Genomic DNA, 24165 nt, shown 5'->3' on the forward strand with positions numbered 1-24165 from the left:
GCGGTACGAGACGCGGGGCCGTGGTGTGAGACGTCCCACTCCCGCTGCCGGGGCCTCGCCCTACCCGCGTGCGAGGCCCCGTCACCGGACGAAGGGTCAGCTCAGGTCGCCGGAGGCGGCCCGCTCCGCCAGGCGGACCAGCGTGCGCACCGCCGAGCCCGTACCGCCCTTCGGCGTGTACCCGAACGGGCCGCCCTCATTGAAGGCCGGGCCGGCGATGTCGAGGTGGGCCCAGGTGATGCCCTCGCCGACGAACTCGCGAAGGAACAGACCCGCGACCAGACCGCCGCCCATCCGCTCACCCATGTTGGCGATGTCGGCGGTGGCCGAGTCCATGCCCTTGCGCAGGTGCTCCGGCAGCGGCATCGGCCAGGACGGCTCGCCGGCCTCCTCGGCGGCCTCGTGCACCGCGGAGCGGAACGCGTCGTCGTTCGCCATGATGCCGAACGTGCGGTTGCCGAGCGCCAGCATCATCGCGCCGGTGAGGGTCGCGACGTCCACGATGGCGTCCGGCTTCTCCTGGGAGGCTGCCCACAGCGCGTCCGCGAGGACGAGCCGGCCCTCGGCGTCGGTGTTGAGCACCTCCACGGTCTTGCCGCTGAACATGCGCAGCACGTCGCCCGGGCGCGTCGCCGAGCCGGACGGCATGTTCTCGGCCAGCGCCAGCCAGCCGGTGACGTTGACCTCCAGGCCGAGGCGGGCGGCGGCGACGACCGCGGCGAACACCGCGGCGGCTCCGCTCATGTCGCACTTCATCGTCTCGTTGTGACCGGCCGGCTTCAGCGAGATGCCGCCCGAGTCGTAGGTGATGCCCTTGCCGACCAGGGCGAGGTGCTTCTTCGCCTTGGACGAGGTGTACGACAGCTTCACCAGGCGCGGACCGGACGCCGAACCGGCGCCGACGCCGAGGATGCCGCCGTAGCCGCCCTTGGTGAGGGCCTTCTCGTCGAGCACCTGCACCTTGATGCCGTGCTCCTTGGCCGCCACCTGGGCGACGGCGGCGAACGCCTCGGGGTCGAGGTCGTTCGGCGGGGTGTTGATGAGGTCGCGGGCACGGTTGAGCTCCTCGGCGACGGCGGTGGCGCGCTCGACGGCGGCCTTGTACGCCTTGTCGCGGGGCTTGCCGCCGAGCAGCGCGGCCTCGGCGAGCGGGCCCTTGCCCTTCTTGCCGTTCTTCGCGGAGTCGCCGTTGTCCTTGTAGGCGTCGAAGGAGTACGCGCCGAGCAGGACCCCCTCGGCGACCGCGCCGGCGTCGGCGGCGTCCGTCAGGGGCAGGGCGAACGCGGCCTTCTTGGTACCGGCGAGAGCGCGGGCGGCCACACCGGCCGCCTTGCGCAGCGCCTCGGTGCCGTAGCCGGAATCCTTCCCGGGCTGGGCGCCGAGGCCCACCGCCACCACGAGCGGCGCCTTGAAGCCGGCCGGCGCGGGGAGCTTCGTCACCTCGCCCTCGGCACCGGATGCGCCGAGGGTCTCCAGGACGCCGGCGAGCCGGCCGTCGTACGCCTGGTCCACCGCCTCGGCGCCCGGTGCGACGACGGGGCCCTGGGGCTTCGCGGCGGAGCCCTTGGCGACGCCGATCACGATCGCGTCGGCCCGCAGGCCCGGGACCGAGGCGGTGCTGAGAGTGAGAGCAGTCACGGTGGTGAAATCTCGCTTCCGATGTGAAGGTGCAGTGGCCGAAAGGTGTGGGTCGACCGGGCCCGGCAGCCGACCCTAGTTGTGCTGTTCGGGTGCGGTCCCGTCGGGGCCTTCCCCGGTGCGGCAGACACTCGGACGAGCCTACGCGCGTCTGTGCGTGTGCTCATTCCCGCGGCTGTTCACCTTTTGGTGACGTCGTGGCCATGTCCGGGGCCTCGCCGCGGGAACCGCCGGACGGCGACGATCATCCTTGTCAGTCCCTGCGTGCCCCCGTACCGCTGCCCGCCCGACCTTCCTGGAGACCCCCCGGTGAGACGACTGTTCCCGCTTGTCATGCTGCTCGCCCTGTTGTCGGCGGCCTGCACCACCGCGCCCGGGCCCGATCCGAAGTCGCCGTCCGGCGACCGCTGGCGGCCCCGGCCGGGCATCGCCTGGCAGTGGCAGCTCAGCGGGCGGCTCGACACCTCCGTCGACGTCCCCGTGTACGACATCGACGGCTTCGACCACTCCCGCGCCACGGTCGCGAAGCTGCACCGTGACGGCCGCAGGGTCATCTGCTACCTGTCCACCGGCGCCTGGGAGGACTTCCGGCCGGACGCCGACGACTTCCCCGGGTCGGTGATCGGCCGGGGCAACGGCTGGGAGGGTGAGCGCTGGCTGGACATCCGCCGCACCGACGTCCTGGAGCCGCTCATGGCCGAGCGCCTCGACATGTGCCGCGACAAGGGATTCGACGCGGTGGAGCCGGACAACATGGACGGCTACCGCAACCGCACCGGCTTCCCGCTCACCGCTGCCGACCAGCTCCGTTACAACCGCCTGATCGCCCGGCTCGCCCACGAGCGCGGACTGGCCGTGGGCCTGAAGAACGACCTGGACCAGATCCCCCGGCTGGTCGACGACTTCGACTTCGCGGTCAACGAACAGTGCGCCCAGTACGACGAGTGCGACGAGCTGACGCCGTTCGTCGAGGCGGGCAAGGCCGTCTTCCACGTCGAGTACGAGGTGCCCACCAGCCGCTTCTGCGCCGACTCCCGGCGCCTGAAGCTGAGTTCCCTGCTCAAGAAATACGCACTGGACGCGTGGCGCCGACCCTGCTGAGGCCCAGACCCGTCACCGAGGTGCCCGCCACCCGGTCGGCGAGGGAACGGCGGCCGGGGCCGAACACCGGCAGGGCGTTGAACAGGAACAGCGCCACCGCGACCAGCCACACCAGCACCGACAGCGCGACCTCACCCTCGATCAGCAGCACACAGGCCACCGCGTACACGGCGACGTCGGTGGCCGTGGTCACCGCTGCCCTGAGCGCCGCCCGGCCGGGCCTTCGCGGGGTGACGTTCAGGCCGGTCAGTCCCTTGCCGATCGTGCGTCCGGTCAGGGCGAGAGACCCCCACTGATAGAGGAACGTCGTGACGACCAGCAGTCCGAAGGCCTGCTCCACGTAGAGCACCGACTTGTCCCACAGGGACACGCCGAGGTCCCCGGAGGCGTCGATCACGTCACCGCGCGAGGTCAGCAGGTCGAAGCCGCTGCGGGCGGTGAGTTCGGGAACGTCGGTGACCAGGGCGGATATGCGGTTGAAGGTGAGTACCGCGAGCAGTGAGGCCAGCGTCACCACCAGTGCGAAGTCGATGACCCAGGCCAGTGCGCGACGGAATGCCGGCATCAACGTCCCCCGTTGTCTCGTCAGTTCGGCCGACCACGGTAGCGGGCGGGAGCCGCGTGGCCACAGGGGGCCGGGGAGATCGTTTCCGCCCGGTGACATGACGGCCGTGGTGGCCGCCGCACCGTCTCCGTGATCACACATACGTGCGAGAAAAGTCGAACGTCACCCGAATGCCGGGTGGGAAAGCGCGCCACGCGCAGGGCTTCGGACGCAGCCGGTCGTCGTCCCGCCATGCTGCCTGGGGGATTCTGCCCACGCCTGTAGGAGGACTTGCACAGTGGCGGACAAGAGCACAGTGGACTCACTCGACGAGGAGACCTACGAGGACGAGCTGCCGGTCCGGCGCCAGAGGCCCGGCAACGTCGTGGTCAAATGGCTGACGACCACCGATCACAAGACGATCGGCACGCTCTATCTCACCACCTCGTTCGGATTCTTCGTGCTGGGCGGGATCCTGGCGCTGGTGATGCGTGCCGAGCTGGCCCGGCCGGGTCTGCAGATCGTGTCGACCGAGCAGTTCAACCAGTCGTTCACGATGCACGGCACGATCATGCTGCTGCTGTTCGCGACGCCGCTCTTCGTGGGCTTCGCGAACTGGATCATGCCGCTGCAGATCGGCGCGCCCGATGTCGCCTTCCCCCGGCTGAACATGTTCTCCTACTGGCTGTTCCTGCTCGGTTCCCTGATCGCGCTCTCCGGCTTCCTCACCCCCAACGGGGCGGCCGACTTCGGCTGGTTCGCCTACACCCCGCTGTCGGACGCGACCCGCTCACCGGGTGTCGGCGGTGACCTGTGGATCATGGGTCTGGGGCTCTCCGGTTTCGGAACCATCCTCGGTTCGGTCAACTTCATCACCACCATCATCTGCATGCGCGCACCCGGCATGACGATGTTCCGCATGCCGATCTTCACCTGGAACGTGCTGCTCACGGCGCTGCTGGCACTGCTGGTGTTCCCGGTGCTGGCGGCGGCGCTGTTCGCGCTGGAGGCGGACCGCACGTTCGGGGCGCACATCTACGACGCGGCCAACGGCGGGCCGATCCTGTGGCAGCACCTGTTCTGGTTCTTCGGCCACCCCGAGGTGTACATCATCGCGCTGCCGTTCTTCGGCATCGTCTCCGAGATCGTCCCGGTCTTCTCCCGCAAGCCGATCTTCGGGTACCTGGGCCTGATCGGCGCGACCATCGCCATCGCGGGCCTGTCGATGACGGTGTGGGCGCACCACATGTTCGCCACCGGCGCGGTGCTGCTGCCGTTCTTCTCCTTCATGACCTTCCTGATCGCCATTCCCACCGGGGTGAAGTTCTTCAACTGGATCGGCACCATGTGGAAGGGGTCCCTGAGCTTCGAGACACCGATGCTGTGGTCCCTGGGCTTCCTGGTCACGTTCCTGTTCGGTGGTCTGACCGGCGTGATCCTGGCCTCGCCGCCGCTGGACTTCCACGTCACGGACTCGTACTTCGTGGTGGCGCACTTCCACTACGTGGTGTTCGGCACGGTCGTGTTCGCGATGTTCGCCGGCTTCCACTTCTGGTGGCCGAAGTTCACCGGCAAGATGCTGGACGAGCGTCTGGGCAAGATCACCTTCTGGACGCTGTTCTTCGGCTTCCACGGCACGTTCCTCGTCCAGCACTGGCTGGGCGTCGAGGGCATGCCGCGCCGGTATCCGGACTACCTCGCGGCCGACGGGTTCACCGCTTTGAACACGGTCTCCACGATCGCCTCGTTCCTGCTCGGCTTGTCGCTGCTGCCGTTCTTCTACAACATCTGGAAGACGGCCAAGTACGGCAAGCCGGTCGGCGTGGACGACCCGTGGGGCTACGGACGTTCCCTGGAGTGGGCGACCTCCTGCCCGCCGCCGCGGCACAACTTCCTCACCCTGCCGAAGGTCCGCAGCGAGTCCCCGGCGTTCGACCTGCACCACCCGGACATCGCCGCCATCGACGACCTCGAGAACCATCCCCAGGAGTCCGTGACCGTGGCTCCCGGTGACAAGCAGCGATGAGGTCAGGGCCCGGAACGCGGAGGGAGCGTGTGAACCACCGTGAGGACAGCGATCTCGGTCTGACCCGGCTCGAGGGCCACCTCCTGTGGGCCGCCGAGGTCGAGGCGGCCCGACGCGAGGCCGACCGGTTCACCGGAGAACTGCCGTGGTTGACGACCGCGCAGCGCGAAGAGGTGGAACGCGTGTACCGGGCCGACCGGATCGCCGCCTCCCGGGCCACCCTGGAGCGGATCTGCGACCGTGCGGCCGAGCTGCGCACCGAGTACGAGGCACGCTACCGGCGGCTCCGGGCGCGCTGTGTCGCCCTCACCGTCCTGGCGGTGGCGGGCGGTGCGGGCACGGCGATCGCCACGATCCTCGTCCGGCCGTGACAGCCTGGTTCCGAGGTGGTCTCAGCCCAGTGCGGAGACGACGAGCGCGGTGGTCGCCGCCGTCTCCGCGAGCCCGCCGAACACATCGCCCGTGACCCCGCCGAAACGGCGGACACAGTGCCTCAGCAGCAGTTCGGCGACGGCGACGGCCAGCACCACCGCGAGCACGGCACGCAGGACGCCGTACGCTCCCAGGAACGAGCTCCCGGCCGCCACGAGCCCGGTGACGGCGAGCGCGGCGCCCACCGCGCCCGGCACCGGCACCACCCCGGCGACCGCCGCGCCCAGTCCCTCCGGCCGGGCGGGCGGAACACCCTCACGGGCGGCCAGCGTGAGCGTGAGCCGCGCCGCGACCGCCGAGACGACGGCAGCGGACGCACCCCGTGCCCAGTCGTGGCCGTATGCCTGCGCCAGCGCGGCCACCTGCGCCAGCAGGACGAGGACCAGGGTGAGCACACCGAACGGGCCGATGTCCGACTGCTTCATGATCCGTAGCGCGTCCTCGGCGGGCCTGGCGCTGCCGAGCCCGTCCGCGGTGTCGGCGAGCCCGTCGAGATGCAGTCCCCGGGTCAGGGCGGCCGGTACGGAGACGGTGGCCACGGCGGCGAGGAGTGCGCCCGCGCCGAGGAACAGCAGGAGGAGGCCCATCGCGGCGGCCAGGACGCCGACCACCAGGCCGACCAACGGGACGCACAGCATTCCGGCGCGCGCGGCCGGCCGGTCCCACCGGGTGACCGCGACCGGGAGCACGCTGAGCGTGCCGAAGGCGAAGCGGAGGCCGTCGGCGGGTGATGCCGGGGAGGGTGCGGGAGGGGGTATGGCGGGGGGCGTGGACACCGACGCAGATTACCCGCCTGCCCCAACGGTTGCCGAGGCGTTGTGACAATGATGGATAAAGTACGCGCATGGGACATTGGCTGGATCGGAACATCATCGAGCCGGGCAAACTGCCGCTGCTCCTGGCGTTGGCCGCTTTTGTCCTTACCTTTGTCATCACCCGGGCCATCACACGGCTGATCCGGGCCGGCAAGGGGCCCTTCGGCAACGTGACGGCGGGCTCGGTGCACATCCACCACGTGGTGCCCGGCGTCGTCCTCACCGTGATCGGCGGGTTCGGCGCGGTGGCGGGCGGCCGGCACGGCTTCGGTTCGGCGCTCAGTGCGGTGATCTTCGGAATGGGCGCGGGGCTGGTCCTGGACGAGTTCGCGCTCATCCTGCACCTCGACGACGTGTACTGGAGCGAGGCCGGGCGCAAGAGCGTGGAGATGGTCGTCCTCACCGCCGCGTTGGTCGGACTGCTGCTGGCCGGCTTCGCGCCGTTCGGCGTCAACGACCTCTCCGAGGACGAGCTCCAGAACCGTGCGGGGGTCGCCGGGACCGTCGGCGTGAACTTCCTCTTCGCGCTGATCGCGCTGAGCAAGGGCAAGGCGCGGGTAGCCGTGTTCGGGGTGGTCATTCCGGCGGTGGCGCTGCTCGGCTCGCTGCGGCTGGCCCGGCCGGGGTCCTTGTGGGCGAGGCGCTTCTACCGGCGGCGGCCGCGGGCGCGGGCGCGGGCGGTACTGCGCGCCTACCACCACGACCGCAGGTGGTCCGGGCCCCGCCGGGCGTTCCAGGACTGGCTCGGCGGCAAACCGGATCCGCCCCGTCCCCTGGAGCGCGGCTGACCTCTCGCGCCCCCAGACCCTCCTCGCAGCCACGCGGTGGAGCCCCGCGCCGCTGGAGGGGCGCGGGGAACCGTGCGAGCGACCACCCGACCACCCAGCCGCACTTCGGGTTCGACGGAGCAGCGCCCCTTGAGGACGGGAAGGGAAGGGACGGGAAGGGAAGGGAAGGGAAGGGAAGGCGTGGTGGCGGGGGCGAGAAAAGGCACCCGCCGCGGTATCACTCCGCCTTCGCCGACTCCTCCGCCTCCGCCTCCGGCTGCTCCGACTCCTCCCGCAGTTCCGGCAACTCCGCGGCCAACGCCGCCGCCGCCTGGACCAGGGGAAGGGCGAGCAGTGCCCCCGCACCCTCCCCGACGGTCACCCCCTGCGACAGCAGCGGCTCCAGCGCCATCCGGTCCAGCGCCTTCGCCTGCCCCGGTTCACCGCTCGCATGGGCCGCCAGCCACCAGTCCGGCGCCCGGAACGCCACCCGCTGCGCCACCAGCGCGCACGCCGCCGTCACCACCCCGTCCAGCACGACGGGCAGCTTGCGCACGGCCGCCTGCAACAGGAAGCCCGTCATCGCGGTCAGGTCGGCCCCGCCCACCGTCGCCAGCAACCGCAACTGATCGCCCAGCACCGGCCGCGCCCGCCGCAGCGCGTCACGGATCGCCGCACACTTGCGCATCCACGCCAGGTCGTCGATCGCCAGCCCTCCGCGCCCGGTCACCACCGACGCGTCCGTCCCGCACAGCGCGGCCACCAGTACGCCCGCCGCGGTGGTCCCGCCCACGCTCACATCGCCCAGCACCACGAGATCCGTACCGGAGTCGGCCTCCTCGTCGGCCACGGCCATCCCCGCGCGGAACGCCGCCTCGGCCTCCTCAGGGCTCAGGGCGTCCTCGATGTCGATGCGCCCGCTGCCCCGCCGCACACGGTGCCGCACGACGTCCCCGGGCAGTCCCGCGGGATCGCAGTCCAGGGCCATGTCGACCACCCGTACCGGCACTCCCAGCCGCCGCGCCAGCACCGACACCGGACGGCCGCCGTCCAGCACGTCCCGCACCAGTTGCACGGCGCTGCCCGCGGCCCGGGCGGAGACATCCAGCGCGGCGATCCCGTGATCACCGGCGAACAGCACCACGCGCGGCCGTTCGATCGGCCGCACCGGCACCGCGGACTGGGCCGCCGCCAGCCACTCACCGAGGTCGTCGAGCCGGCCCAGCGATCCGGGCGGCACGATCCGGCGTTCCCGCCGGGCCTCCGCGTCGCGGCGCACCCCGCTGTCCGGACGCTCGATCAGATCGGTGAAGTCGTCGAGATTAAGCGAGCTCATTCGCCGAACAGTACCGGCCCCGGTCGAACGTCATGCGGCGCCGGTGGGGCCGCCGTGCACGGCCTCACCCCCACCACGCCACCCCGGCGCCGTTGCACCCCGGAAGGCCCTCCCGTCCGTAACGTTTTGCCATGTATTGCCGGACATTCATCCGTCCGTCCCACCCGCCCTCGTACGTCCCCTCACTTCCGCGCCGTACGCCCTCACGCAGGGAGCCGCCCATGTCCGCACCCACCCCAGACACCGCGATCCCCGCTCCCCACGGCTCCGCCCGGGTGCACGAGCCGCGCCGCGAGGACTGCCCCTGGTGCGGCTCCGCGCGGCTGCGCAACCGATTGAGAACCGGCGACCTGCGGCGGCACCGGCCCGGCCTGTTCACCGTCGACGAGTGCCGGGACTGCGGCCACACCTTCCAGAACCCGCGCCTCACCGCCGAGGGCCTCGCCTTCTACCGGCGGGCCGTACGCGGCGCCCCCCGGGACCCGGCCACCGAACGCGTCCTCGCCCTGCACGCCGTACGGCACCGCCGACGCGCCGCCGCCCGCGCGATGCTCCCGTTCGGGGAACCGGAGAGCTGGCTGGACGTCGGGACCGGACTCGCCCGCTTCCCGGACACCGCGCGGGAGTTCTTCCCGTACACCGCCTTCGACGGCACCGACCTCACCGTGCGCGTCGACAGGGCCCGTGCGCTCGGCCGCGTCGAGGAGGCCCACATCGGGCCCCTGACCGATCCGAGGGTCATGGCCCGGCTGGCCGGCCGCTACGACGTGGTCAGCCTGCTGCACCACCTGGAACACACCACGGATCCCCGCGCGGAGCTCCACGCGGCCCTCGACGCCCTGCGCCCCGGCGGTCACCTGCTCATCGAGACCCTCGACCCCCGCTGTGCCTTCGCCGCCCTGTTCGGCCGCTGGTGGCTGCCCTACGACCAGCCCCGCCGACTGCACATGATGCCCCGGAGCAACCTCCGTACGGAGCTCGAGACACGCGGCTGCACACTCGTCTCCGCCGGGCACCGCGCCGCGCACGTACCGCACGACCTGGCGGGCCTGACCGCCCTCGCCCTCTCCCACACCCTGCCCGCCCCGGACACCCCCTGGCGTGCCATCCCGCCGACGCCGTTCCAGCGGCATCTGCGGACGGTGCTGCTCCGCGCGGGCACGCCGCTGGTCGTCGCCGCCGCGGTGACCGACCTGGCTCTCGCGCCCCTGGTGCGCCACACCCCGTTCGCCAACGCCTACCGGATCATCGCCCGCAAGCCGAAGCCCTGACCCGGTCCCGGTTCGCGCCCGCCGTGCCGTTGCGCGGGCGCCATCCCGGTGGTCGCGGTGACGGCCCGGCCGGGCCGGGTCACCCCCGCAGGACGAGTGCCTGCCCCGCAACCACCAGCAGCACCTGCTCGCACTCCTGCGCGAAAGCCGCGTTCAGCCGCCCCAGTTCGTCCCGGTACCGGCGGCCGGACGCGGTGGCGGGCACGATGCCCGAGCCCACCTCGTTGGACACGGCGACCACCGTCCGAGAGGTTTCGCGCACCGCGTTCGTCAGTGCCCGCACCCGCTTCCGCAGCGCCCGCTCCCCGCCGTCCGCCCACTCGGCGTCGTCCCACGCCCCCACGGCATCCATCGCGTCCGTCAGCCACAGCGACAGACAGTCCACCAGCAGGGGTGGCCCGTCGTCCGTCAGCAGCGGCACCAGATCACAGGTCTCGACGGTCCGCCACGATCCCGGCCGCCGCTCCTGATGCGCCGACACCCGCGCCACCCACTCGGTGTCCCCGCCCCGCGACCCGCCGGTCGCCGCGTACAGCACCTCCGGGAACGACTCCAGCCGGCGCTCGGCCTCCACCGACTTGCCCGAGCGCGCTCCGCCCAGCACCAGCGTCCTGCGCGGTACGTCGGGCACGTCCTCGTAGGCTCCGACCTCCAGCGCGGTCCCGTCCGGCACGGCGCGGGCTCCGGCCGCCGCGAGCCGGCGCCGCAACTCCGGCCCCGGTGGCACGTCGTGGTCCAGATGGACGCAGACGACATCCGTGGTCGGGCCGACCGCACCCACGTCCCGCAGCCGTGCCAGCGCGTCCGGGCGCCCCACCACGTCCAGCAGCACCATCGCGTACGACTCGGCCGGCTCCTCCAGCCCGGCGGGCGCCCCGCCCGGCGGCAGGTACAGCAGCCGCTGTCCGTCCGGACCGGTCACCGCGTACCCGGTGCCGGGTGCGTCCAGCGCCACCGCCCGGACCCGATGGCCCGTCAGCAGGGTCAACTCACGCCCGTCCGGCACCCGCCCCGGATGCGGCAGCCCGGCCGGCACCTCCACCGCCGGGCCGTCGTGCGGGTGCGACAGCAGCACCTGGCGCACGCCGCCCAGTGAACGGCCCGCGCGCGCGGCCGCGAACGCCGCGCCCGGCGTGAGGTCGAGCAGCAGCGTCCCGTCCACGAGCAGCGAGGTGGCCGCCCGCGCGTCCGCGCCGAGCGCGGACGCGCACGCGGCGCAGGGACAGAAGGGGCGGGGCAGTCCCGCGGGGGCACCGGTGCCGAGCAGAGTCAGTTCCACGGACCCGATTTTCTCCTGTCCCCACGACCGCTGCCCGTCCGACTAGGCTTCCGGGCAGGAGCCGGACCGAGATCCGGCTTCTGTCGTGCAGTGTGTTCACACCATGGAGGCGTACATGGCGGCATGGACGTGGCGGTTCGAGAAGGCCGACGGGACGCAGGTCGAGCCCGCGGTGCCGCCGGAGGAGTTCCCCACACAGGGGGACGCCGAGTCCTGGGTCGGGGAGAACTGGAAGGCCCTCGCGGAGGGCGGCGCCGACCAGGTACGACTGCTGGAGGACACCACGGAGATCTACGGCCCGATGAGCCTCCACGCGGAAGCGGACGCGGAAGCGGAAGCGGACGCCGAAGAGGCGTGAACCCCGGGGGCGGGACCGAACAATGGTCTTCGCCCCGCGGCCCAGCCGCATTCCGGTACAGCCCCGCGCCCCTTTCGAGGGCGCGGGGCTGTACCGGAATGCGGGGCGCGAAGGGGGTCGGGGGGCGCAGCACCCAGGGACGGGAGGGGGTGGCGCGGGCGAAAGCCCGGCTCCCGTCTCAGCCCCGGACCCCGCACAGATGCAGCAGTGAGGCGACCCCCCGGTACGGGTCCGTCCGCCCGGCCCGGTCCTCGACCGCGAGCAAGGTGTCCAGATCGGCCGGAAGGCACGCGTCGTCCGCCAGGGTCTCCGTGAAGACCCGCACCCCGTACCAGGCGTGCAGCGGTGCCCCGATCCCCGCGAGGGTCGACGTCAGCCTCTTCAGCCCGTAGCGCGTCGTGCAGAAGCCCGCCAGCGCCCCGGCCCAGTCCCCGGACAGACCCGCCCGCATCGCCGGCGCGTCGCCGTTGCGCACCAGCAGGGACAGCATTCCGCCGGGCGCCAGCATCCGCGCCACGCCCGCCAGCAGTGCGTCCGGCTCCTCGACGTACATGAGCACGCCATGACACAACACCACGTCGAAGCTGCCCGGCAGGAAGTGCACGCCGGTGTCTCCGGCCTGGCCCTCGATGATCCGCATCCGCTCCCGGATGCCCTCGGGCTGCCCGGCGAGGGACTCCCGCGCGGCGGAGATCATCGTCGCGTCCTGTTCGACACCGGTCACCTGATGACCGGCCCGGGCCAGCCGGAGCGCCTGCGCGCCCCGGCCCATGCCCACGTCGAGCACCCGCAGCCGCCGTCCGACCGGGAAACGCCCGACTATCTGCTCCTCCAGCTGGCGGGCCACCAGCTCCTGCCGCACGACGTCCCGGAGACCGCCGAGCCCGCTCAGCCGGTCGGTTGCCGCACCGTCGGCGAACGGCGTGGTGCTCAGGGCCGCTCCCCGCGCTTGACCTGCGGCTTGGGCAGCCGCAGCCGACGCATCTGGAGCGAGCGCATCAGGGCGTACGCCACCGCACCGCGCCGGTTGTCACCGGGGAAACGCTCCGCGAGCCGCTTCTTCAGCCGGAACCCGGTCACGAACGAGTCGAGCACGATCATCACGATGACCAACAGCCACAGCAACAGCGCCGCGTTCTGCAGTTGGGGCACCTGGACCAGGCTCAGCACCAGGATGATCACGGCCATCGGCAGGAAGTACTCCGCGATGTTGAACCGTGAATCGACGAAATCGCGCGCGAACCGGCGCACCGGCCCCTTGTCACGGGCGGGCAGATAGCGCTCGTCACCGCTGGCCAGTGCCTGGCGCTGACGCTCCATCGCGCTGCGGCGCTCCTCCCGCTGCCGCTTGGCGGCCTCCTTGCGCGTCATCGACGTGTTGGCCACGCTGCGGCGCTGCGACTGGGCCACGCTGCGCTTGGGTGTGGGGCGGCCCTTCGGGGCCTCCGGGTGACGGGTCTGCTTGGAGTCGGTCACCGTCGCCTTGTCGGCGACCGATGCCTTCTCTTCCTTTGAACGGCTACGGAACACAAAACCCAAGGGTACGGGGTGCCCAGGGTTGGACCGCAGCCCTCCGGGGAACGATCCGGCAACACCGGACGTCTCCAAAAGGACAGGAGGGGACGTAGTGCGGCTCTCCGGGGCATCCGGCGAGCCGTCCCCGGGAACCACCTACTCCCTACGCCGGAGCGGAAGAGCACTCAGTCGTCCTTGGGGATGAGCGCATCCGTCCCCGAACAGTGCGGTAATGGATGCAGGGCCCGTACTGTGGGTTCTGTTGCAGTCGCTGGAGCTGGAGTCCGTCAGAAGGGGGCGCGCGAAGCCCATGAGCGGTGTCATGAAGCGTATGGGGATGATCTTCCGCGCGAAGGCGAACAAGGCCCTTGACCGGGCCGAGGACCCGCGCGAAACCCTCGATTACTCGTACCAGAAACAGCTGGAGCTGCTCCAGAAGGTCCGCCGCGGCGTCGCCGACGTGGCGACCTCGCGCAAGCGGCTGGAGCTCCAGCTCAACCAGCTCCAGTCTCAGTCGGGCAAGCTGGAGGACCAGGGCCGCAAGGCACTCGCGCTCGGTCGTGAGGACCTGGCGCGCGAGGCGCTCTCCCGCCGTGCCGCGTTGCAGCAGCAGGTGACGGACCTGGAGACCCAGCACGCCACGCTCCAGGGCGAGGAGGAGAAGCTCACCCTCGCGGCCCAGCGCCTCCAGGCCAAGGTGGACGCCTTCCGGACGAAGAAGGAGACCATCAAGGCCACCTACACGGCGGCCCAGGCGCAGACCCGGATCGGCGAGGCCTTCTCCGGCATCTCCGAGGAGATGGGCGACGTCGGCCTGGCGATCCAGCGGGCCGAGGACAAGACCGCCCAGCTCCAGGCGCGGGCCGGCGCGATCGACGAGCTGCTCGCCTCCGGTGCCCTGGACGACCAGTCCGGGATGCACAAGGACGACATTCAGGCCGAGCTGGACCGGCTCTCCGGTGGTACGGATGTGGAGCTGGAACTGCAGCGCATGAAGGCGGAGCTGGCCGGAGGCGGCAGTGACGACCGACAGGCCATCGAAGGCGGCCAGGACCAGGACCGCACGCAGTCCCAGCAGCAGCCGCAGGACACTCCGCGCTTCGACAAGCAGTAGCCCACGCCGAGGAGGGCGACATGATCGTACGGATCATGGGGGAGGGGCAGGTGACGCTGGCCGAGAGCCGGCTCGTCGAACTGGACAAACTGGACGAGGAACTGCTCGCCGAGATGGAGAACGGCGACGGGCCCGGCTTCCGCGCCACCTTGAAGGCGCTGCTGGCCAAAGTCCACGAACTGGGCGAGCCGGTGCCGGACGACTCCCTGGAGCCCTCCGACCTGATCCTCCCGTCCCCGGACGCGACCTTGGAGGAGGTCAGGGAGCTGCTGAGCGACGACGGCCTCATCCCGGGTACCTGACCAGCCCCGCGGGACAACACGTCTCGCCCGTCCGGCGACCGAGGACGAGGCCCTTCGGGACGAAGAGGGGTCCAGGGGAACGGCCCAGGGACCGTAACTCGGGCTACCGTACACAGCCGTGAGCACCCTGACACGCGCCCGGTGCCGGGCGAGGGCACACCCCTTCGCACTGGACGCGGCCCTGGCGGCAGGCGTCCTCGTGTGCATGGTCGTCGGCTCCTTCGCCGCCCCGTACGACCCCGAGGGCGTCACCTGGGGACTGCGCACCCCCGACCCGCTCAGCCTCGTCCTGATGGCGCTCGGCGCCGCCGCACTCGTCTTCCGCCGCCGCGCCCCCCGTACGGTGCTCGCCCTGGCCGGCGGCTTGTCCGTCGCGGAGTCCGTCACCGGCGACCCCCGCGCCCCCGTCGCCATGTGCGCCGTCGTCGCGCTCTACACCGTCGCCTCCACCACCGACCGCCCCACCACCTGGCGCATCGGCCTGCTCACCATGACCGTCCTCACCGGCACGGCGATGGCCGTCGGCCCTCTGCCCTGGTACGCCCAGGAGAACCTGGCGATCTTCGCCTGGACCGGGATCGGCGCCACCGCCGGGGACGCCGTCCGCAGCCGCCGCGCCTTCATCCGGGCGATCCGGGAGCGCGCCGAACGGGCCGAGCGCACCCGCGAGGAGGAGGCCCGCCGCCGGGTCGCCGAGGAGCGCCTGCGCATCGCCCGTGATCTGCACGACGTGGTCGCCCACCACATCGCCCTGGTCAACGTGCAGGCCGGAGTCGCCGCTCATGTCATGGACAAACGGCCCGACCAGGCCAAGGAGGCCCTCGCCCACGTCCGTGAGGCCAGCCGCTCCGCACTGGGCGAACTGCGCGCCACCGTCGGCCTGCTGCGCCAGTCCGGCGATCCCGAGGCGCCCACCGAGCCCGCTCCCGGCCTGGACCGCCTCGACGAGCTCGCGGGTACGTTCCGCAGCGCCGGACTGCGTGTCGAGGTCGCCCGCACCGACGAGGGCACCGACCTTCCCGCCGCCGTCGGCCTGGCCGCCTACCGGATCGTCCAGGAGGCCCTGACCAACGTGCAGAAGCACGCCGGCACCGAGGCGCGCGCCGAGGTCAGCGTCGTCCGCGTGGGACCGCACATCGAGGTCACCGTCCTCGACGACGGCAGCACCGGGGAGCACGAGCGGGCTCCCGGCGGCGGGCACGGACTGCTCGGCATGCGCGAGCGGGTCACCGCCCTGCGCGGCACCCTCACCACCGGTCCCCGCTACGGCGGCGGTTTCCGCGTCCATGCGATCCTTCCCGTCAAGACCCGCACGTCCGCAGCCGGGGACGGCCGCCCGTGACCACCCCGGCCCGCCCGTGACCACCGCGCCGCTGGAGTCCGTATGACGATCCGTGTCCTGCTCGCCGACGACCAGGCACTGCTGCGCAGCGCCTTCCGCGTGCTCGTCGACTCCGAGCCGGACATGGAGGTGGTGGGGGAGGCGTCCGACGGTGCGGAGGCGGTCCGGCTGGCCCGCGAGCAGCGCGCCGACGTCGTCCTCATGGACATCCGGATGCCCGGCACCGACGGGCTCGCCGCGACCCGCATGATCAGCGCGGATCCCGAACTCGCCGGGGTCCGGGTGGTGATACTGACGACCTTCGAGGTCGACGACTACGTGGTGCAGTCGCTGCGGGCCGGCGCCTCCGGCTTCCTCGGCAAGGGCTCCGAACCCGACGAGATGCTGAACGCCATCCGGATCGCCGCCGAGGGGGAGGCGCTGCTGTCCCCGGTGGCCACCAAAGGCCTGATCGCCCGCTTCCTCGCCCAGGAGGGCCCGGCCGGCCCCGACCGCGACCCGGACCGGGCCGGGAATCTGGACTCGCTCACCGTGCGCGAACGCGAGGTGCTCGGCCAGGTGGCCGGCGGCCACTCCAACGACGAGATCGCCGAACGCCTCGAGGTCAGTCCGCTGACCGTGAAGACCCACGTCAACCGGGCCATGGCCAAGCTGGGCGCCCGCGACCGGGCCCAGCTGGTGGTCATCGCCTACGAGTCGGGCCTGGTCCGTCCGAGGGTGGAGTAGCCCGGCGGGGCGTGTACTGCGGCCGGAGTATGCGCCAGATAAGGGATGGGACTTCGGGTCTACGGATCGGCCCCCGTCCATGGCCCAGGGTGGAGAGCGGGCGCTCACTCGGCCCAGGGTGGAGCGGGCCCTCACGTGCGCACGCGCCCGCTCTCCGGACTTCTGCCGCTCCACGGAAAAGAGACACTGACCATGTCCTGGCTGTCCAGATTCAGCCTCGCGCAACGGGCGCTGATCGGACTGATGTCGATCATCGCGCTCGTCTTCGGGGCGATCGCGATACCCCAGCTCAAGCAGCAGCTGCTGCCCACCATCGAACTGCCCATGGTGTCCGTGATCGCCCCGTACCAGGGCGCGTCCCCGGACGTGGTGGAGAAGCAGGTCGTCGACCCCATCGAGGACAGCCTGGAGGCCGTCGACGGCATCTCCGGTGTCACCTCGACGGCGAGCGAGGGCAACGCCGTGATCATGGCGTCCTTCGACTACGGCAACAACACCCAGCAGCTCGTCGCCGACGTCCAGCAGGCCGTCAACCGGGCCGGTGCCCGCCTCCCGGACGACGTCGACCCGCAGGTCGTCGCCGGTTCCACGGACGACATCCCGGCCGTGGTGCTCGCCGTCACCTCCGGCAAGGACCAGCAGGCGCTCGCCGACGAACTGGACCGGACCGTGGTGCCCGCGCTGGAGGGCATCGACGGCGTCGGCCAGGTCACGGTGGACGGCGTGCGCGACCTCCAGGTCACCGTCACCCCGGACACCGCGAAGCTGGCGAGGGCGGGTCTCACCCCGCAGTCGCTGGCGGCGGCCCTCCAGGCGGGCGGCGCGACCGTGCCGGCCGGCTCCTTCGACGAGGACGGCGCCAACCGCACCGTCCAGGTGGGCGGCGGCTTCACCTCGCTGCGGCAGATCGAGGACCTGAGGGTCACCGGCGAGCCCGGCAAGGGGAAGCCGGCCCGCCTCGGCGATGTCGCCACGGTCACGGAGGAGGAGGCCAGGGCCGACTCCCTCACCCGCACCAACGGCCGGCCCAGCCTCGCCGTGATGGTCACCATGGACCACGACGGCAGCGCGGTCGCCATCTCCGAGGCCGTCCAGGACAGGCTTCCGGAGCTGCGGAAGGACCTGGGCGAGGGCGCCACCCTCACGGTCGTCAGCGACCAGGGCCCGGCGGTGTCCAAGGCGATCGAGGGCCTGACCACCGAAGGTGCGCTCGGTCTGCTCTTCGCCGTTCTGGTGATCCTCGTCTTCCTGGCATCGGTCCGCTCCACCCTGGTCACGGCGGTGTCCATCCCGCTGTCCGTGGTCCTCGCCCTGATCGTGCTGTGGACGCGCGACCTGTCGCTGAACATGCTGACACTGGGCGCCCTGACCATCGCCATCGGCCGGGTCGTGGACGACTCCATCGTCGTCCTGGAGAACATCAAGCGGCACCTCGGCTACGGCGAGGAGCGCCACGAGGCGATCATGAGGGCGGTGCGCGAGGTGGCCGGCGCGGTCACGTCCGCGACCCTCACCACCGTCGCCGTCTTCCTGCCGATCGGTCTGGTGGGTGGCATGGTGGGCGAGCTGTTCGGCTCCTTCAGCCTCACCGTCACCGCCGCGCTGCTGGCGTCCCTGCTGGTGTCGCTGACGGTCGTCCCGGTGCTGTCGTACTGGTTCCTGCGCCCCCCGAAGGGCATGCCGGAGGACGCCGAGGAGGCCCGCCGACTGGCGGAGGAGAAGGAGGCCAAGAGCCGCCTTCAGGCCCTGTACCTCTCCGTCCTGCGCTTCGCCACCCGGCGCAGGATGGCCAGCCTGGCCATCGCGGTCGTCGTGCTGATCGGCACCTTCGCCATGGCGCCGCTGCTGAAGACCAACTTCTTCGACCCGGGCCAGCAGCAGGTCCTCACCGTCCGGCAGGAGCTGGAGCCCGGTACCAGCCTCGCCGCGACCGACGCCCAGGCGGGGAAGGTCGAGAAGCTGCTCGGCGACACCGAGGGCGTCAAGGACCACCAGGTGACGGTCGGCTCGTCCGGCTTCATGGCGGCCTTCGGCGGTGGTACGGACACCAACCAGGCCACGTACCAGGTGATGCTGGAGGACGACGCGTCCTCCGAGGACGTGACGGACAGCATCGAGAAGGGCCTCGCAGAGCTCGACGGCATCGGCACCACCACCGTCGCCGCCGGTGACGGCTTCGGCAGCCAGGACCTGAGCGTGGTCGTCAAGGCGGCCGACGCACAGGTGCTGCGCAAGGCGGCGGACCAGGTCCGGGACGCGGTCGCCTCCCTTGACGACGTGACGGACGTCACCAGCGACCTGTCGCAGAGCGTGCCCCGCATCTCCGTGAAGGCCAACGACAAGGCCGCCGAGGCAGGGTTCACCAATCAGACCCTCGGTGCGGCCGTGGCCCAGGCGGTGCGCGGCACCCCGGCCGCCAGGGCCGTCCTCGACGACACCGAGCGCGATGTCGTCATCCGCTCGGCGAAGCCGGCCACCACCGTGGACGAGCTGAAGAACCTGCGCCTGGGCCCGGTGAAGCTGAGTGACGTCGCCACCGTCGAGGCGGTGGACGGTCCCGTCTCCATGACCCGGATCGACGGCCAGCGCGCGGCCACCGTCACCGCGAAGCCGACCGGCGACAACACGGGCGCGGTGGGCACGGAGCTCCAGCAGAAGATCGACGCGCTGACGCTGCCCGCGGGCGCCACGGCGGAGATCGGCGGCGTGACCGAGGACCAGGACGAGGCGTTCCTCAACCTGGGCCTGGCGATGCTGGCCGCGATCGCGATCGTCTTCATGCTGCTGGTGGGCACCTTCCGGTCGCTCGTCCAGCCGCTGATCCTGCTGGTGTCCATCCCGTTCGCGGCGACCGGCGCGATCGGCCTGCTGCTGGTCACCGGCACCCCGCTGGGCGTCCCGGCGATGATCGGCATGCTGATGCTGATCGGCATCGTGGTCACCAACGCGATCGTGCTGATCGACCTGATCAACCAGTACCGCAAGCAGGGCCACGGCGTCGTCGAGGCCGTGCTGGAGGGTGGCCGCCACCGTCTGCGGCCGATCCTGATGACGGCACTGGCGACGATCTTCGCCCTGCTCCCGATGGCGCTGGGTGTCACCGGCGAGGGCGGCTTCATCGCCCAGCCGCTGGCCGTGGTGGTGATCGGCGGTCTGATCACGTCGACGCTGCTGACCCTGCTGCTGGTGCCGACGCTCTACGCGATGCTGGAGCTCCGCAAGGAGCGGCGCGCGAAGAAGAAGGCGCTGAAGAAGGGCAGCGTGTCCGCACCGGCGGAGGCTTCGCAGGAGCCGAAGCCGGCCCAGGTCTGACACGCCCGGAACGGCCAAGGCCCTGCTCGGCACCTTCGGTGTCGGGCAGGGCCTTGGCCGTGAGGTCCCGGGCCGTGCTACGGCAGCGCCAGCATCCGCTCCAGCGCCAGCTTGGCGAACGCCTCCGTCTCCTTGTCCACCTCGATGCGGTTGACCAGGTTGCCCTCGGCGAGGGATTCCAGGGCCCACACCAGGTGGGGGAGGTCGATGCGGTTCATCGTGGAGCAGAAGCAGACCGTCTTGTCGAGGAACACGACCTGCTTGTCCTCGGCTGCGAACCGGTTCGCCAGGCGGCGGACCAGGTTCAGCTCCGTGCCGATGGCCCACTTGGAGCCGGCCGGGGCCGCCTCCAGCGTCTTGATGATGTACTCGGTCGAGCCGACGTAGTCCGCGGCGGACACGACCTCGTGCGTGCACTCGGGGTGCACCAGGACGTTCACGCCCGGGACGCGCTCGCGCACGTCGTGGACCGAGTCGAGGTTGAACCGGCCGTGCACCGAGCAGTGGCCGCGCCACAGGATCATCTTCGCGGCGCGCAGCTCGTCCACCGTCAGCCCGCCGTTCGGCCGGTGCGGGTTGTAGACGACGCAGTCCTCCAGGGACATCCCCATGTCCCGCACCGCCGTGTTGCGGCCCAGGTGCTGGTCGGGCAGGAAGAGCACCTTCTCGCCCTGCTCGAAGGCCCAGTCGAGGGCCCGCTTGGCGTTGGAGGAGGTGCAGATGGTGCCGCCATGCTTGCCCGTGAAGGCCTTGATGTCGGCGGAGGAGTTCATGTACGAGACGGGGACGACCTGCTCGGCCACGCCGGCCTCGGTCAGGACGTCCCAGCACTCGGCGACCTGCTCGGCGGTGGCCATGTCGGCCATGGAGCAGCCGGCCGCGAGGTCGGGCAGGACGACCTTCTGCCCGTCGCCGGTGAGGATGTCCGCGGCCTCGGCCATGAAGTGCACCCCGCAGAAGACGATGTACTCGGCCTGCGGACGTGCGGCGGCTTCACGGGCCAGCTTGAAGGAGTCGCCCGTGACGTCGGCGAACTGGATGACCTCGTCGCGCTGGTAGTGGTGGCCGAGCACGAAGACCTTGTCCCCGAGCTTCTCCTTGGCGGCGCGGGCGCGCTCCACCAGGTCCGGGTCGGACGGCGACGGGAGGTCGCCGGGACACTCCACGCCGCGCTCGCTCTTCGGATCGGCCTCACGGCCGAGGAGCAGCAGGGCGAGGGGCGTCGGCTGTACGTCGAGCTCCTGGGTCTGGGCGGTGGTCACGGCACGCACCCTTTCTGTTTCTGGCGACTTCTCGTCGAAATGACGCTATCTATCATAACCGGTTCACGTCAGTTTGACGACGGCCATAGCGTCCATGTGACGTGAATCCCGGCGGGTGCCGATCCATTCCCGGAAGGGCCCACAAGGGCCGGTTTCCGCTCCGCACGGCGTGTGCGAGCATGAGGAGGGAGGCGGGAAACTCGCGCCCGGCCCGGAATGAATCCGCGGTCCTGACGGTTGCAACCGTCGGCAAGCAGTCTCCGTACAACCCGGGAGAGATGTAGATGTCCGTATCGGACGAGACCACCACCGTCACCGACGGCATCGTCCTGACCGACGCCGCCGCGTCCAAGGTCAAGGCCCTGCTCGACCAGGAAGGCCGTGACGACCTCGCCCTGCGCGTCGCCGTCCAGCCCGGCGGCTGCTCCGGCCTGCGCTACCAGCTCTTCTTCGACGAGCGTTCGCTCGACGGTGACGTGCTGAAGGACTTCGACGGTGTGAAGGTCGTCACCGACCGCATGAGCGCCCCGTACCTGGGCGGCGCCACCATCGACTTCGTCGACACCATCGAGAAGCAGGGCTTCACGATCGACAACCCCAACGCCTCCGGCTCCTGCGCCTGCGGCGACTCCTTCAGCTGAGCCGGGTCCGCGTCCCGCGCGGCACCCCACATGAACGAAGGCGGCGGCCCCTCCGACAGGGCCGCCGCCTTCGTCATGTGGGGTGCCGCTACCGGGTGGGCGGCGCCGGCAGCCGGGCGCCGTCCTTGCGCAGCGGTACCGGCTCGCCGTCGGTGCCCACGACCTCGCGGTCACCGAGCGGCGCGTCCAGCCGTACCGTCTCCTGGTACTGCTTGGCGATCAGGATGCACACCTTGTCCGGCCAGGGTGTCTCGGTCACACGCACCGTCACCCGGTCGTCGCTCTCGCTCGTGGTCACCGCGTAGTCGGCGCACACGCCGCCGGTGAAAGTCACGGTCAGTTCCTCACCCTCCGCGAGGTAGCCCTCGACCTCGGCCTCTCCGGCGGACGGCGCCGAGGTCGGCCCGTCACCGGGCTTCGAAGGTGCCGGACCGGTCTCCGACCGCGGGGCGAGGAACTCCGGGTCGACCGCCGGATACGTCACCGTGAACGCGTCCCGGGCGCCCGCCGGCCGCACCTCGAACAGCCACGACGGTACGAGGGCGGGCCGCCCGTCCACGGAGTGCGAGGCCAGCCCGAACACCGCGTCGTCGACCGTGACGGTCTCCCCGGCCGGCTTCGTCTCCGGGGCGCACCGCTCCTGCTGCCGGTCCTCCTCCAGAGGTACGGAAGTGGCGCAGCCGCCGATACCCGCCCGGGGGTCCGTGTCCGGTGCCGCGTTCATCAGGTCCAGCGCCTTCTGCGCGCTCACCGTGGGGTACACGTCCCCCTTCACCGGCTCCACGAGCCGGCCGCTGCCGCCGACCACCTCGCCCTCGGCGCCGACGACCACGCCGGTCGTCCAGCCGTACGTCGGCAGCCCGCCCACCTCGGGGTCGGCGTTCACCACGCGCTTGCCGCCCGTGATCCGGCTCGCGTCGAGCTTCGCGTCGTCCTGTCCCACCGCCTTCAGGACGGGCGCGGCGGCCTTCTTCGCGGCGGCCTCGCCCACCACGGTGCCGTCACCGGAGGAGGGCGCCTTGCACGTGCTGCCCTTGCAGTTGTCGGTGCCCGGGGTGTTCCGGCTGAACGTCCATGAGCCGGGAGCCTCCCGGTCCACCCGCAGCGTCGGCCCGGAGCCGTCCTGGCCGCCGATCCGCCAGGACCCGCCCTGCGCGACCGGCTTCCCGTCCAGCCCCAGCGCCTTCGCCAGGGTGGCCACCTGCTGCGGGGACACCTCCCCGCGGACGCGGTACACCGGCGCCGGACCGGGACCGTCCGGGAGTGTCCCGTCGGCGCGGTAGGTGGCGCCGTAGGGGTTGGGCTCGCCGGGCGCGATGCCGTTCTCCGGGGCCTCGGAGTCGCCGTCGAGGGCGAGCGGCGGGGGAGTGGCGTCACCGTTCACCCCCGGAGTCGTACCGCCCCCGGAATCCCCGGTGGTGCTTGCGGCCAGATAGGCACCGCCACCTCCGACCAGCAGCACGGCGGCGGCGACGGAGGCGACGAGAACGGGTGAACGCCGTCGCGCCGGGCCTTCGGCGGGCCCGCCGTCGAAGCGCCCGCCACCGACCCGGTGTGCCCCCACGACCGTCTCGTCCGGGTCGGGCTCCGGTCGGCTCTTCGCGGCTCCGCCTGTGCCGGCGGCGGTTTCGTCCGGGCCGGCCCCCGGCTCGCCCTCCGTCGCTCCGGCGTCCTCGGCGGTGGTCGCCTCCGTCTCCGTGATGCCCGCCCCGGGCTCCGCGGAGACGGTTGCGGAGGCGTCCCTGTCCGCCGTGCCGGGCCCGGCGTCCGCGGCGCCGGTGGCAGGCTGATCCGTACCCGGCTCGGGGGCGGCAGCCGAGCGGTCACGCGGCTCCGCGGCATCCGCCGCCCCGTCGTCGCCCGAAGCGCCCCCGGTGCCGCCGGTGCTGCCGGCGGCGCCGCGCGCCTCGGCGTCGTCGTTGTCGGGTCGCTCGGTGTTCACCGCATCGCTCCTTCGGCTGCACAACTGTCCCTGTGGACCCTGCCCGGTCGGACCGGGGTTGCTGAGGGGTCGTATCCCGCATCCCCTTTACGGGGGACAGCGATGGGACGCAGCGGGGGAGCGCGCGGTTCCCCGGCGTCGGCTCAGTCGCCGTACTCCGACATCGCGTCCAGCAGCCGGGCGGACGCGGGAGGCACGCTCACCCCGTGGATCAGGGACGGGGGCACCGGCCGGGCTGCCACCCGGTCCGGCACCGTCCAGTGTGGAGCCATCCGGGCGCAGTCGCCGCGCAGCGACGCCAGGTCGCCCTCGAGGTCGACCGGGGTGGACGTGTGGACCTTGATGTTCGTCATGTCGGCACCGTAAGCACGGCGAAGGTCATGAAGAAAGGTCTACTATCGGGTAGTTTTGGCTGCTTCTACAGGCCGCTCCCAGCCGGTAG

Annotated in this window: 22 protein-coding genes; 12 read left to right on the forward strand and 10 right to left on the reverse strand. The window is 71.6% G+C overall.

What is annotated here, in order from left to right; translation table 11 throughout:
- Window positions 1-96 precede the first annotated feature (96 nt).
- Complete coding sequence (locus ACZ5C2_RS04875) at window positions 97-1638, reverse strand: leucyl aminopeptidase (protein ID WP_468786578.1); 1542 nt, start codon at window positions 1636-1638, stop codon at window positions 97-99.
- Window positions 1639-1971: 333 nt separating this feature from the next.
- Between ACZ5C2_RS04875 and ACZ5C2_RS04880 the strand changes: the two genes are divergently transcribed.
- Window positions 1972-2739 (forward strand): endo alpha-1,4 polygalactosaminidase, encoded by a 768-nt coding sequence (locus tag ACZ5C2_RS04880; protein WP_468786714.1) that lies wholly within the window; start codon window positions 1972-1974, stop codon window positions 2737-2739.
- On the opposite strand, the gene ACZ5C2_RS04885 is transcribed toward ACZ5C2_RS04880, so the two are convergent.
- Window positions 2699-3304 carry an RDD family protein gene (locus ACZ5C2_RS04885; RefSeq protein ID WP_468786580.1) on the reverse strand — a complete coding sequence of 202 codons (606 nt, stop codon included), beginning with the start codon at window positions 3302-3304 and terminating at the stop codon, window positions 2699-2701. The two genes, ACZ5C2_RS04880 and ACZ5C2_RS04885, sit on opposite strands and share 41 nt — an antisense overlap.
- A gap of 277 nt (window positions 3305-3581) precedes the next feature.
- Here ACZ5C2_RS04885 and ctaD point away from each other — a divergent pair, with 277 nt between their 5' ends.
- Window positions 3582-5309, forward strand: a complete 1728-nt coding sequence (gene ctaD / locus ACZ5C2_RS04890) for an aa3-type cytochrome oxidase subunit I (RefSeq protein WP_468786582.1) — start codon at window positions 3582-3584, stop codon at window positions 5307-5309.
- Window positions 5306-5680, forward strand: a complete 375-nt coding sequence (locus ACZ5C2_RS04895; protein ID WP_468786584.1) for a hypothetical protein — start codon at window positions 5306-5308, stop codon at window positions 5678-5680. The genes ctaD and ACZ5C2_RS04895 overlap by 4 nt, the downstream gene beginning before the upstream one ends.
- A 21-nt stretch (window positions 5681-5701) precedes the next feature.
- Here the strand turns inward: ACZ5C2_RS04895 and ACZ5C2_RS04900 are convergent, their stop codons facing one another.
- Entirely contained in the window at window positions 5702-6517 is an 816-nt protein-coding gene (locus ACZ5C2_RS04900; RefSeq protein WP_468786586.1) for an adenosylcobinamide-GDP ribazoletransferase, read from the reverse strand.
- A gap of 68 nt (window positions 6518-6585) precedes the next feature.
- Here ACZ5C2_RS04900 and ACZ5C2_RS04905 point away from each other — a divergent pair, with 68 nt between their 5' ends.
- Window positions 6586-7344: a hypothetical protein gene (locus tag ACZ5C2_RS04905; protein WP_468786588.1), complete on the forward strand. Its 759-nt coding sequence runs from the start codon at window positions 6586-6588 to the stop codon at window positions 7342-7344.
- A 217-nt stretch (window positions 7345-7561) separates the two neighbouring features.
- Here ACZ5C2_RS04905 and cobT read toward each other — a convergent pair whose 3' ends face one another.
- Window positions 7562-8659: a nicotinate-nucleotide--dimethylbenzimidazole phosphoribosyltransferase gene (cobT, locus tag ACZ5C2_RS04910; protein WP_468786590.1), complete on the reverse strand. Its 1098-nt coding sequence runs from the start codon at window positions 8657-8659 to the stop codon at window positions 7562-7564.
- 221 nt (window positions 8660-8880) lie between these two features.
- Between cobT and ACZ5C2_RS04915 the strand changes: the two genes are divergently transcribed.
- On the forward strand, window positions 8881-9930 hold the full coding sequence (locus tag ACZ5C2_RS04915) for a class I SAM-dependent methyltransferase (RefSeq protein WP_468786592.1): 1050 nt from the start codon (window positions 8881-8883) through the stop codon (window positions 9928-9930).
- A gap of 79 nt (window positions 9931-10009) precedes the next feature.
- Here the strand turns inward: ACZ5C2_RS04915 and ACZ5C2_RS04920 are convergent, their stop codons facing one another.
- Window positions 10010-11209: a bifunctional adenosylcobinamide kinase/adenosylcobinamide-phosphate guanylyltransferase gene (locus ACZ5C2_RS04920; protein ID WP_468786594.1), complete on the reverse strand. Its 1200-nt coding sequence runs from the start codon at window positions 11207-11209 to the stop codon at window positions 10010-10012.
- A gap of 115 nt (window positions 11210-11324) precedes the next feature.
- Between ACZ5C2_RS04920 and ACZ5C2_RS04925 the strand changes: the two genes are divergently transcribed.
- Window positions 11325-11567, forward strand: a complete 243-nt coding sequence (locus tag ACZ5C2_RS04925; protein ID WP_468786596.1) for a hypothetical protein — start codon at window positions 11325-11327, stop codon at window positions 11565-11567.
- Window positions 11568-11745: 178 nt separating this feature from the next.
- On the opposite strand, the gene ACZ5C2_RS04930 is transcribed toward ACZ5C2_RS04925, so the two are convergent.
- Together ACZ5C2_RS04930 and ACZ5C2_RS04935 are read right to left on the reverse strand one after the other, a co-directional pair.
- Window positions 11746-12414 carry a methyltransferase domain-containing protein gene (locus ACZ5C2_RS04930; protein WP_468786598.1) on the reverse strand — a complete coding sequence of 223 codons (669 nt, stop codon included), beginning with the start codon at window positions 12412-12414 and terminating at the stop codon, window positions 11746-11748.
- 83 nt (window positions 12415-12497) lie between these two features.
- Entirely contained in the window at window positions 12498-13175 is a 678-nt protein-coding gene (locus ACZ5C2_RS04935; RefSeq protein ID WP_468786600.1) for a DUF3043 domain-containing protein, read from the reverse strand.
- Between the two features lie 229 nt (window positions 13176-13404).
- Here ACZ5C2_RS04935 and ACZ5C2_RS04940 point away from each other — a divergent pair, with 229 nt between their 5' ends.
- From ACZ5C2_RS04940 to ACZ5C2_RS04960, 5 genes are all read left to right on the forward strand, one after another.
- Window positions 13405-14196 (forward strand): PspA/IM30 family protein, encoded by a 792-nt coding sequence (locus ACZ5C2_RS04940; protein ID WP_468786602.1) that lies wholly within the window; start codon window positions 13405-13407, stop codon window positions 14194-14196.
- 20 nt (window positions 14197-14216) lie between these two features.
- A complete protein-coding gene (gene pspAA, locus ACZ5C2_RS04945; RefSeq protein ID WP_468786604.1) occupies window positions 14217-14498 on the forward strand; it encodes a PspA-associated protein PspAA in 282 nt (93 codons plus the stop codon).
- Window positions 14499-14616: 118 nt separating this feature from the next.
- On the forward strand, window positions 14617-15840 hold the full coding sequence (locus ACZ5C2_RS04950; protein ID WP_468786606.1) for a sensor histidine kinase: 1224 nt from the start codon (window positions 14617-14619) through the stop codon (window positions 15838-15840).
- A 42-nt stretch (window positions 15841-15882) separates the two neighbouring features.
- Window positions 15883-16566, forward strand: a complete 684-nt coding sequence (locus ACZ5C2_RS04955; RefSeq protein ID WP_468786608.1) for a response regulator — start codon at window positions 15883-15885, stop codon at window positions 16564-16566.
- A gap of 192 nt (window positions 16567-16758) precedes the next feature.
- Entirely contained in the window at window positions 16759-19878 is a 3120-nt protein-coding gene (locus ACZ5C2_RS04960; RefSeq protein ID WP_468786716.1) for an efflux RND transporter permease subunit, read from the forward strand.
- A gap of 77 nt (window positions 19879-19955) precedes the next feature.
- On the opposite strand, the gene nadA is transcribed toward ACZ5C2_RS04960, so the two are convergent.
- Window positions 19956-21140, reverse strand: coding sequence for a quinolinate synthase NadA (nadA, locus tag ACZ5C2_RS04965; RefSeq protein WP_468786610.1), 1185 nt, complete (start codon window positions 21138-21140; stop codon window positions 19956-19958).
- Window positions 21141-21424: 284 nt separating this feature from the next.
- Between nadA and erpA the strand changes: the two genes are divergently transcribed.
- Entirely contained in the window at window positions 21425-21781 is a 357-nt protein-coding gene (gene erpA, locus ACZ5C2_RS04970) for an iron-sulfur cluster insertion protein ErpA (RefSeq protein ID WP_399985864.1), read from the forward strand.
- An 88-nt stretch (window positions 21782-21869) separates the two neighbouring features.
- Here erpA and ACZ5C2_RS04975 read toward each other — a convergent pair whose 3' ends face one another.
- Entirely contained in the window at window positions 21870-23723 is a 1854-nt protein-coding gene (locus ACZ5C2_RS04975) for a hypothetical protein (RefSeq protein WP_468786612.1), read from the reverse strand.
- 143 nt (window positions 23724-23866) lie between these two features.
- The gene (locus ACZ5C2_RS04980; RefSeq protein ID WP_468786614.1) at window positions 23867-24076 is read right to left on the reverse strand and encodes a hypothetical protein; all 210 of its coding nucleotides are present in this window, start codon (window positions 24074-24076) and stop codon (window positions 23867-23869) included.
- Window positions 24077-24165 lie beyond the last annotated feature (89 nt).

This window comes from Streptomyces sp. NPDC031365 (assembly GCF_055569765.1).

Bases quoted from the DNA above. Each gene is read 5' to 3' on its own strand.
- ACZ5C2_RS04880 (WP_468786714.1), top strand. From the start codon at position 1,972: ATGCTGCTCGCCCTGTTGTCGGCGGCCTGCACCACCGCGCCCGGGCCC.
- ACZ5C2_RS04885 (WP_468786580.1), bottom strand. From the start codon at position 3,304: ATGCCGGCATTCCGTCGCGCACTGGCCTGGGTCATCGACTTCGCACTG.
- ACZ5C2_RS04895 (WP_468786584.1), top strand. From the start codon at position 5,306: ATGAGGTCAGGGCCCGGAACGCGGAGGGAGCGTGTGAACCACCGTGAG.
- ACZ5C2_RS04905 (WP_468786588.1), top strand. From the start codon at position 6,586: ATGGGACATTGGCTGGATCGGAACATCATCGAGCCGGGCAAACTGCCG.
- cobT (WP_468786590.1), bottom strand. From the start codon at position 8,659: ATGAGCTCGCTTAATCTCGACGACTTCACCGATCTGATCGAGCGTCCG.
- ACZ5C2_RS04915 (WP_468786592.1), top strand. From the start codon at position 8,881: ATGTCCGCACCCACCCCAGACACCGCGATCCCCGCTCCCCACGGCTCC.
- ACZ5C2_RS04925 (WP_468786596.1), top strand. From the start codon at position 11,325: ATGGCGGCATGGACGTGGCGGTTCGAGAAGGCCGACGGGACGCAGGTC.
- ACZ5C2_RS04940 (WP_468786602.1), top strand. From the start codon at position 13,405: ATGAAGCGTATGGGGATGATCTTCCGCGCGAAGGCGAACAAGGCCCTT.
- pspAA (WP_468786604.1), top strand. From the start codon at position 14,217: ATGATCGTACGGATCATGGGGGAGGGGCAGGTGACGCTGGCCGAGAGC.
- ACZ5C2_RS04955 (WP_468786608.1), top strand. From the start codon at position 15,883: ATGACGATCCGTGTCCTGCTCGCCGACGACCAGGCACTGCTGCGCAGC.
- ACZ5C2_RS04960 (WP_468786716.1), top strand. From the start codon at position 16,759: ATGTCCTGGCTGTCCAGATTCAGCCTCGCGCAACGGGCGCTGATCGGA.
- erpA (WP_399985864.1), top strand. From the start codon at position 21,425: ATGTCCGTATCGGACGAGACCACCACCGTCACCGACGGCATCGTCCTG.
- ACZ5C2_RS04980 (WP_468786614.1), bottom strand. From the start codon at position 24,076: ATGACGAACATCAAGGTCCACACGTCCACCCCGGTCGACCTCGAGGGC.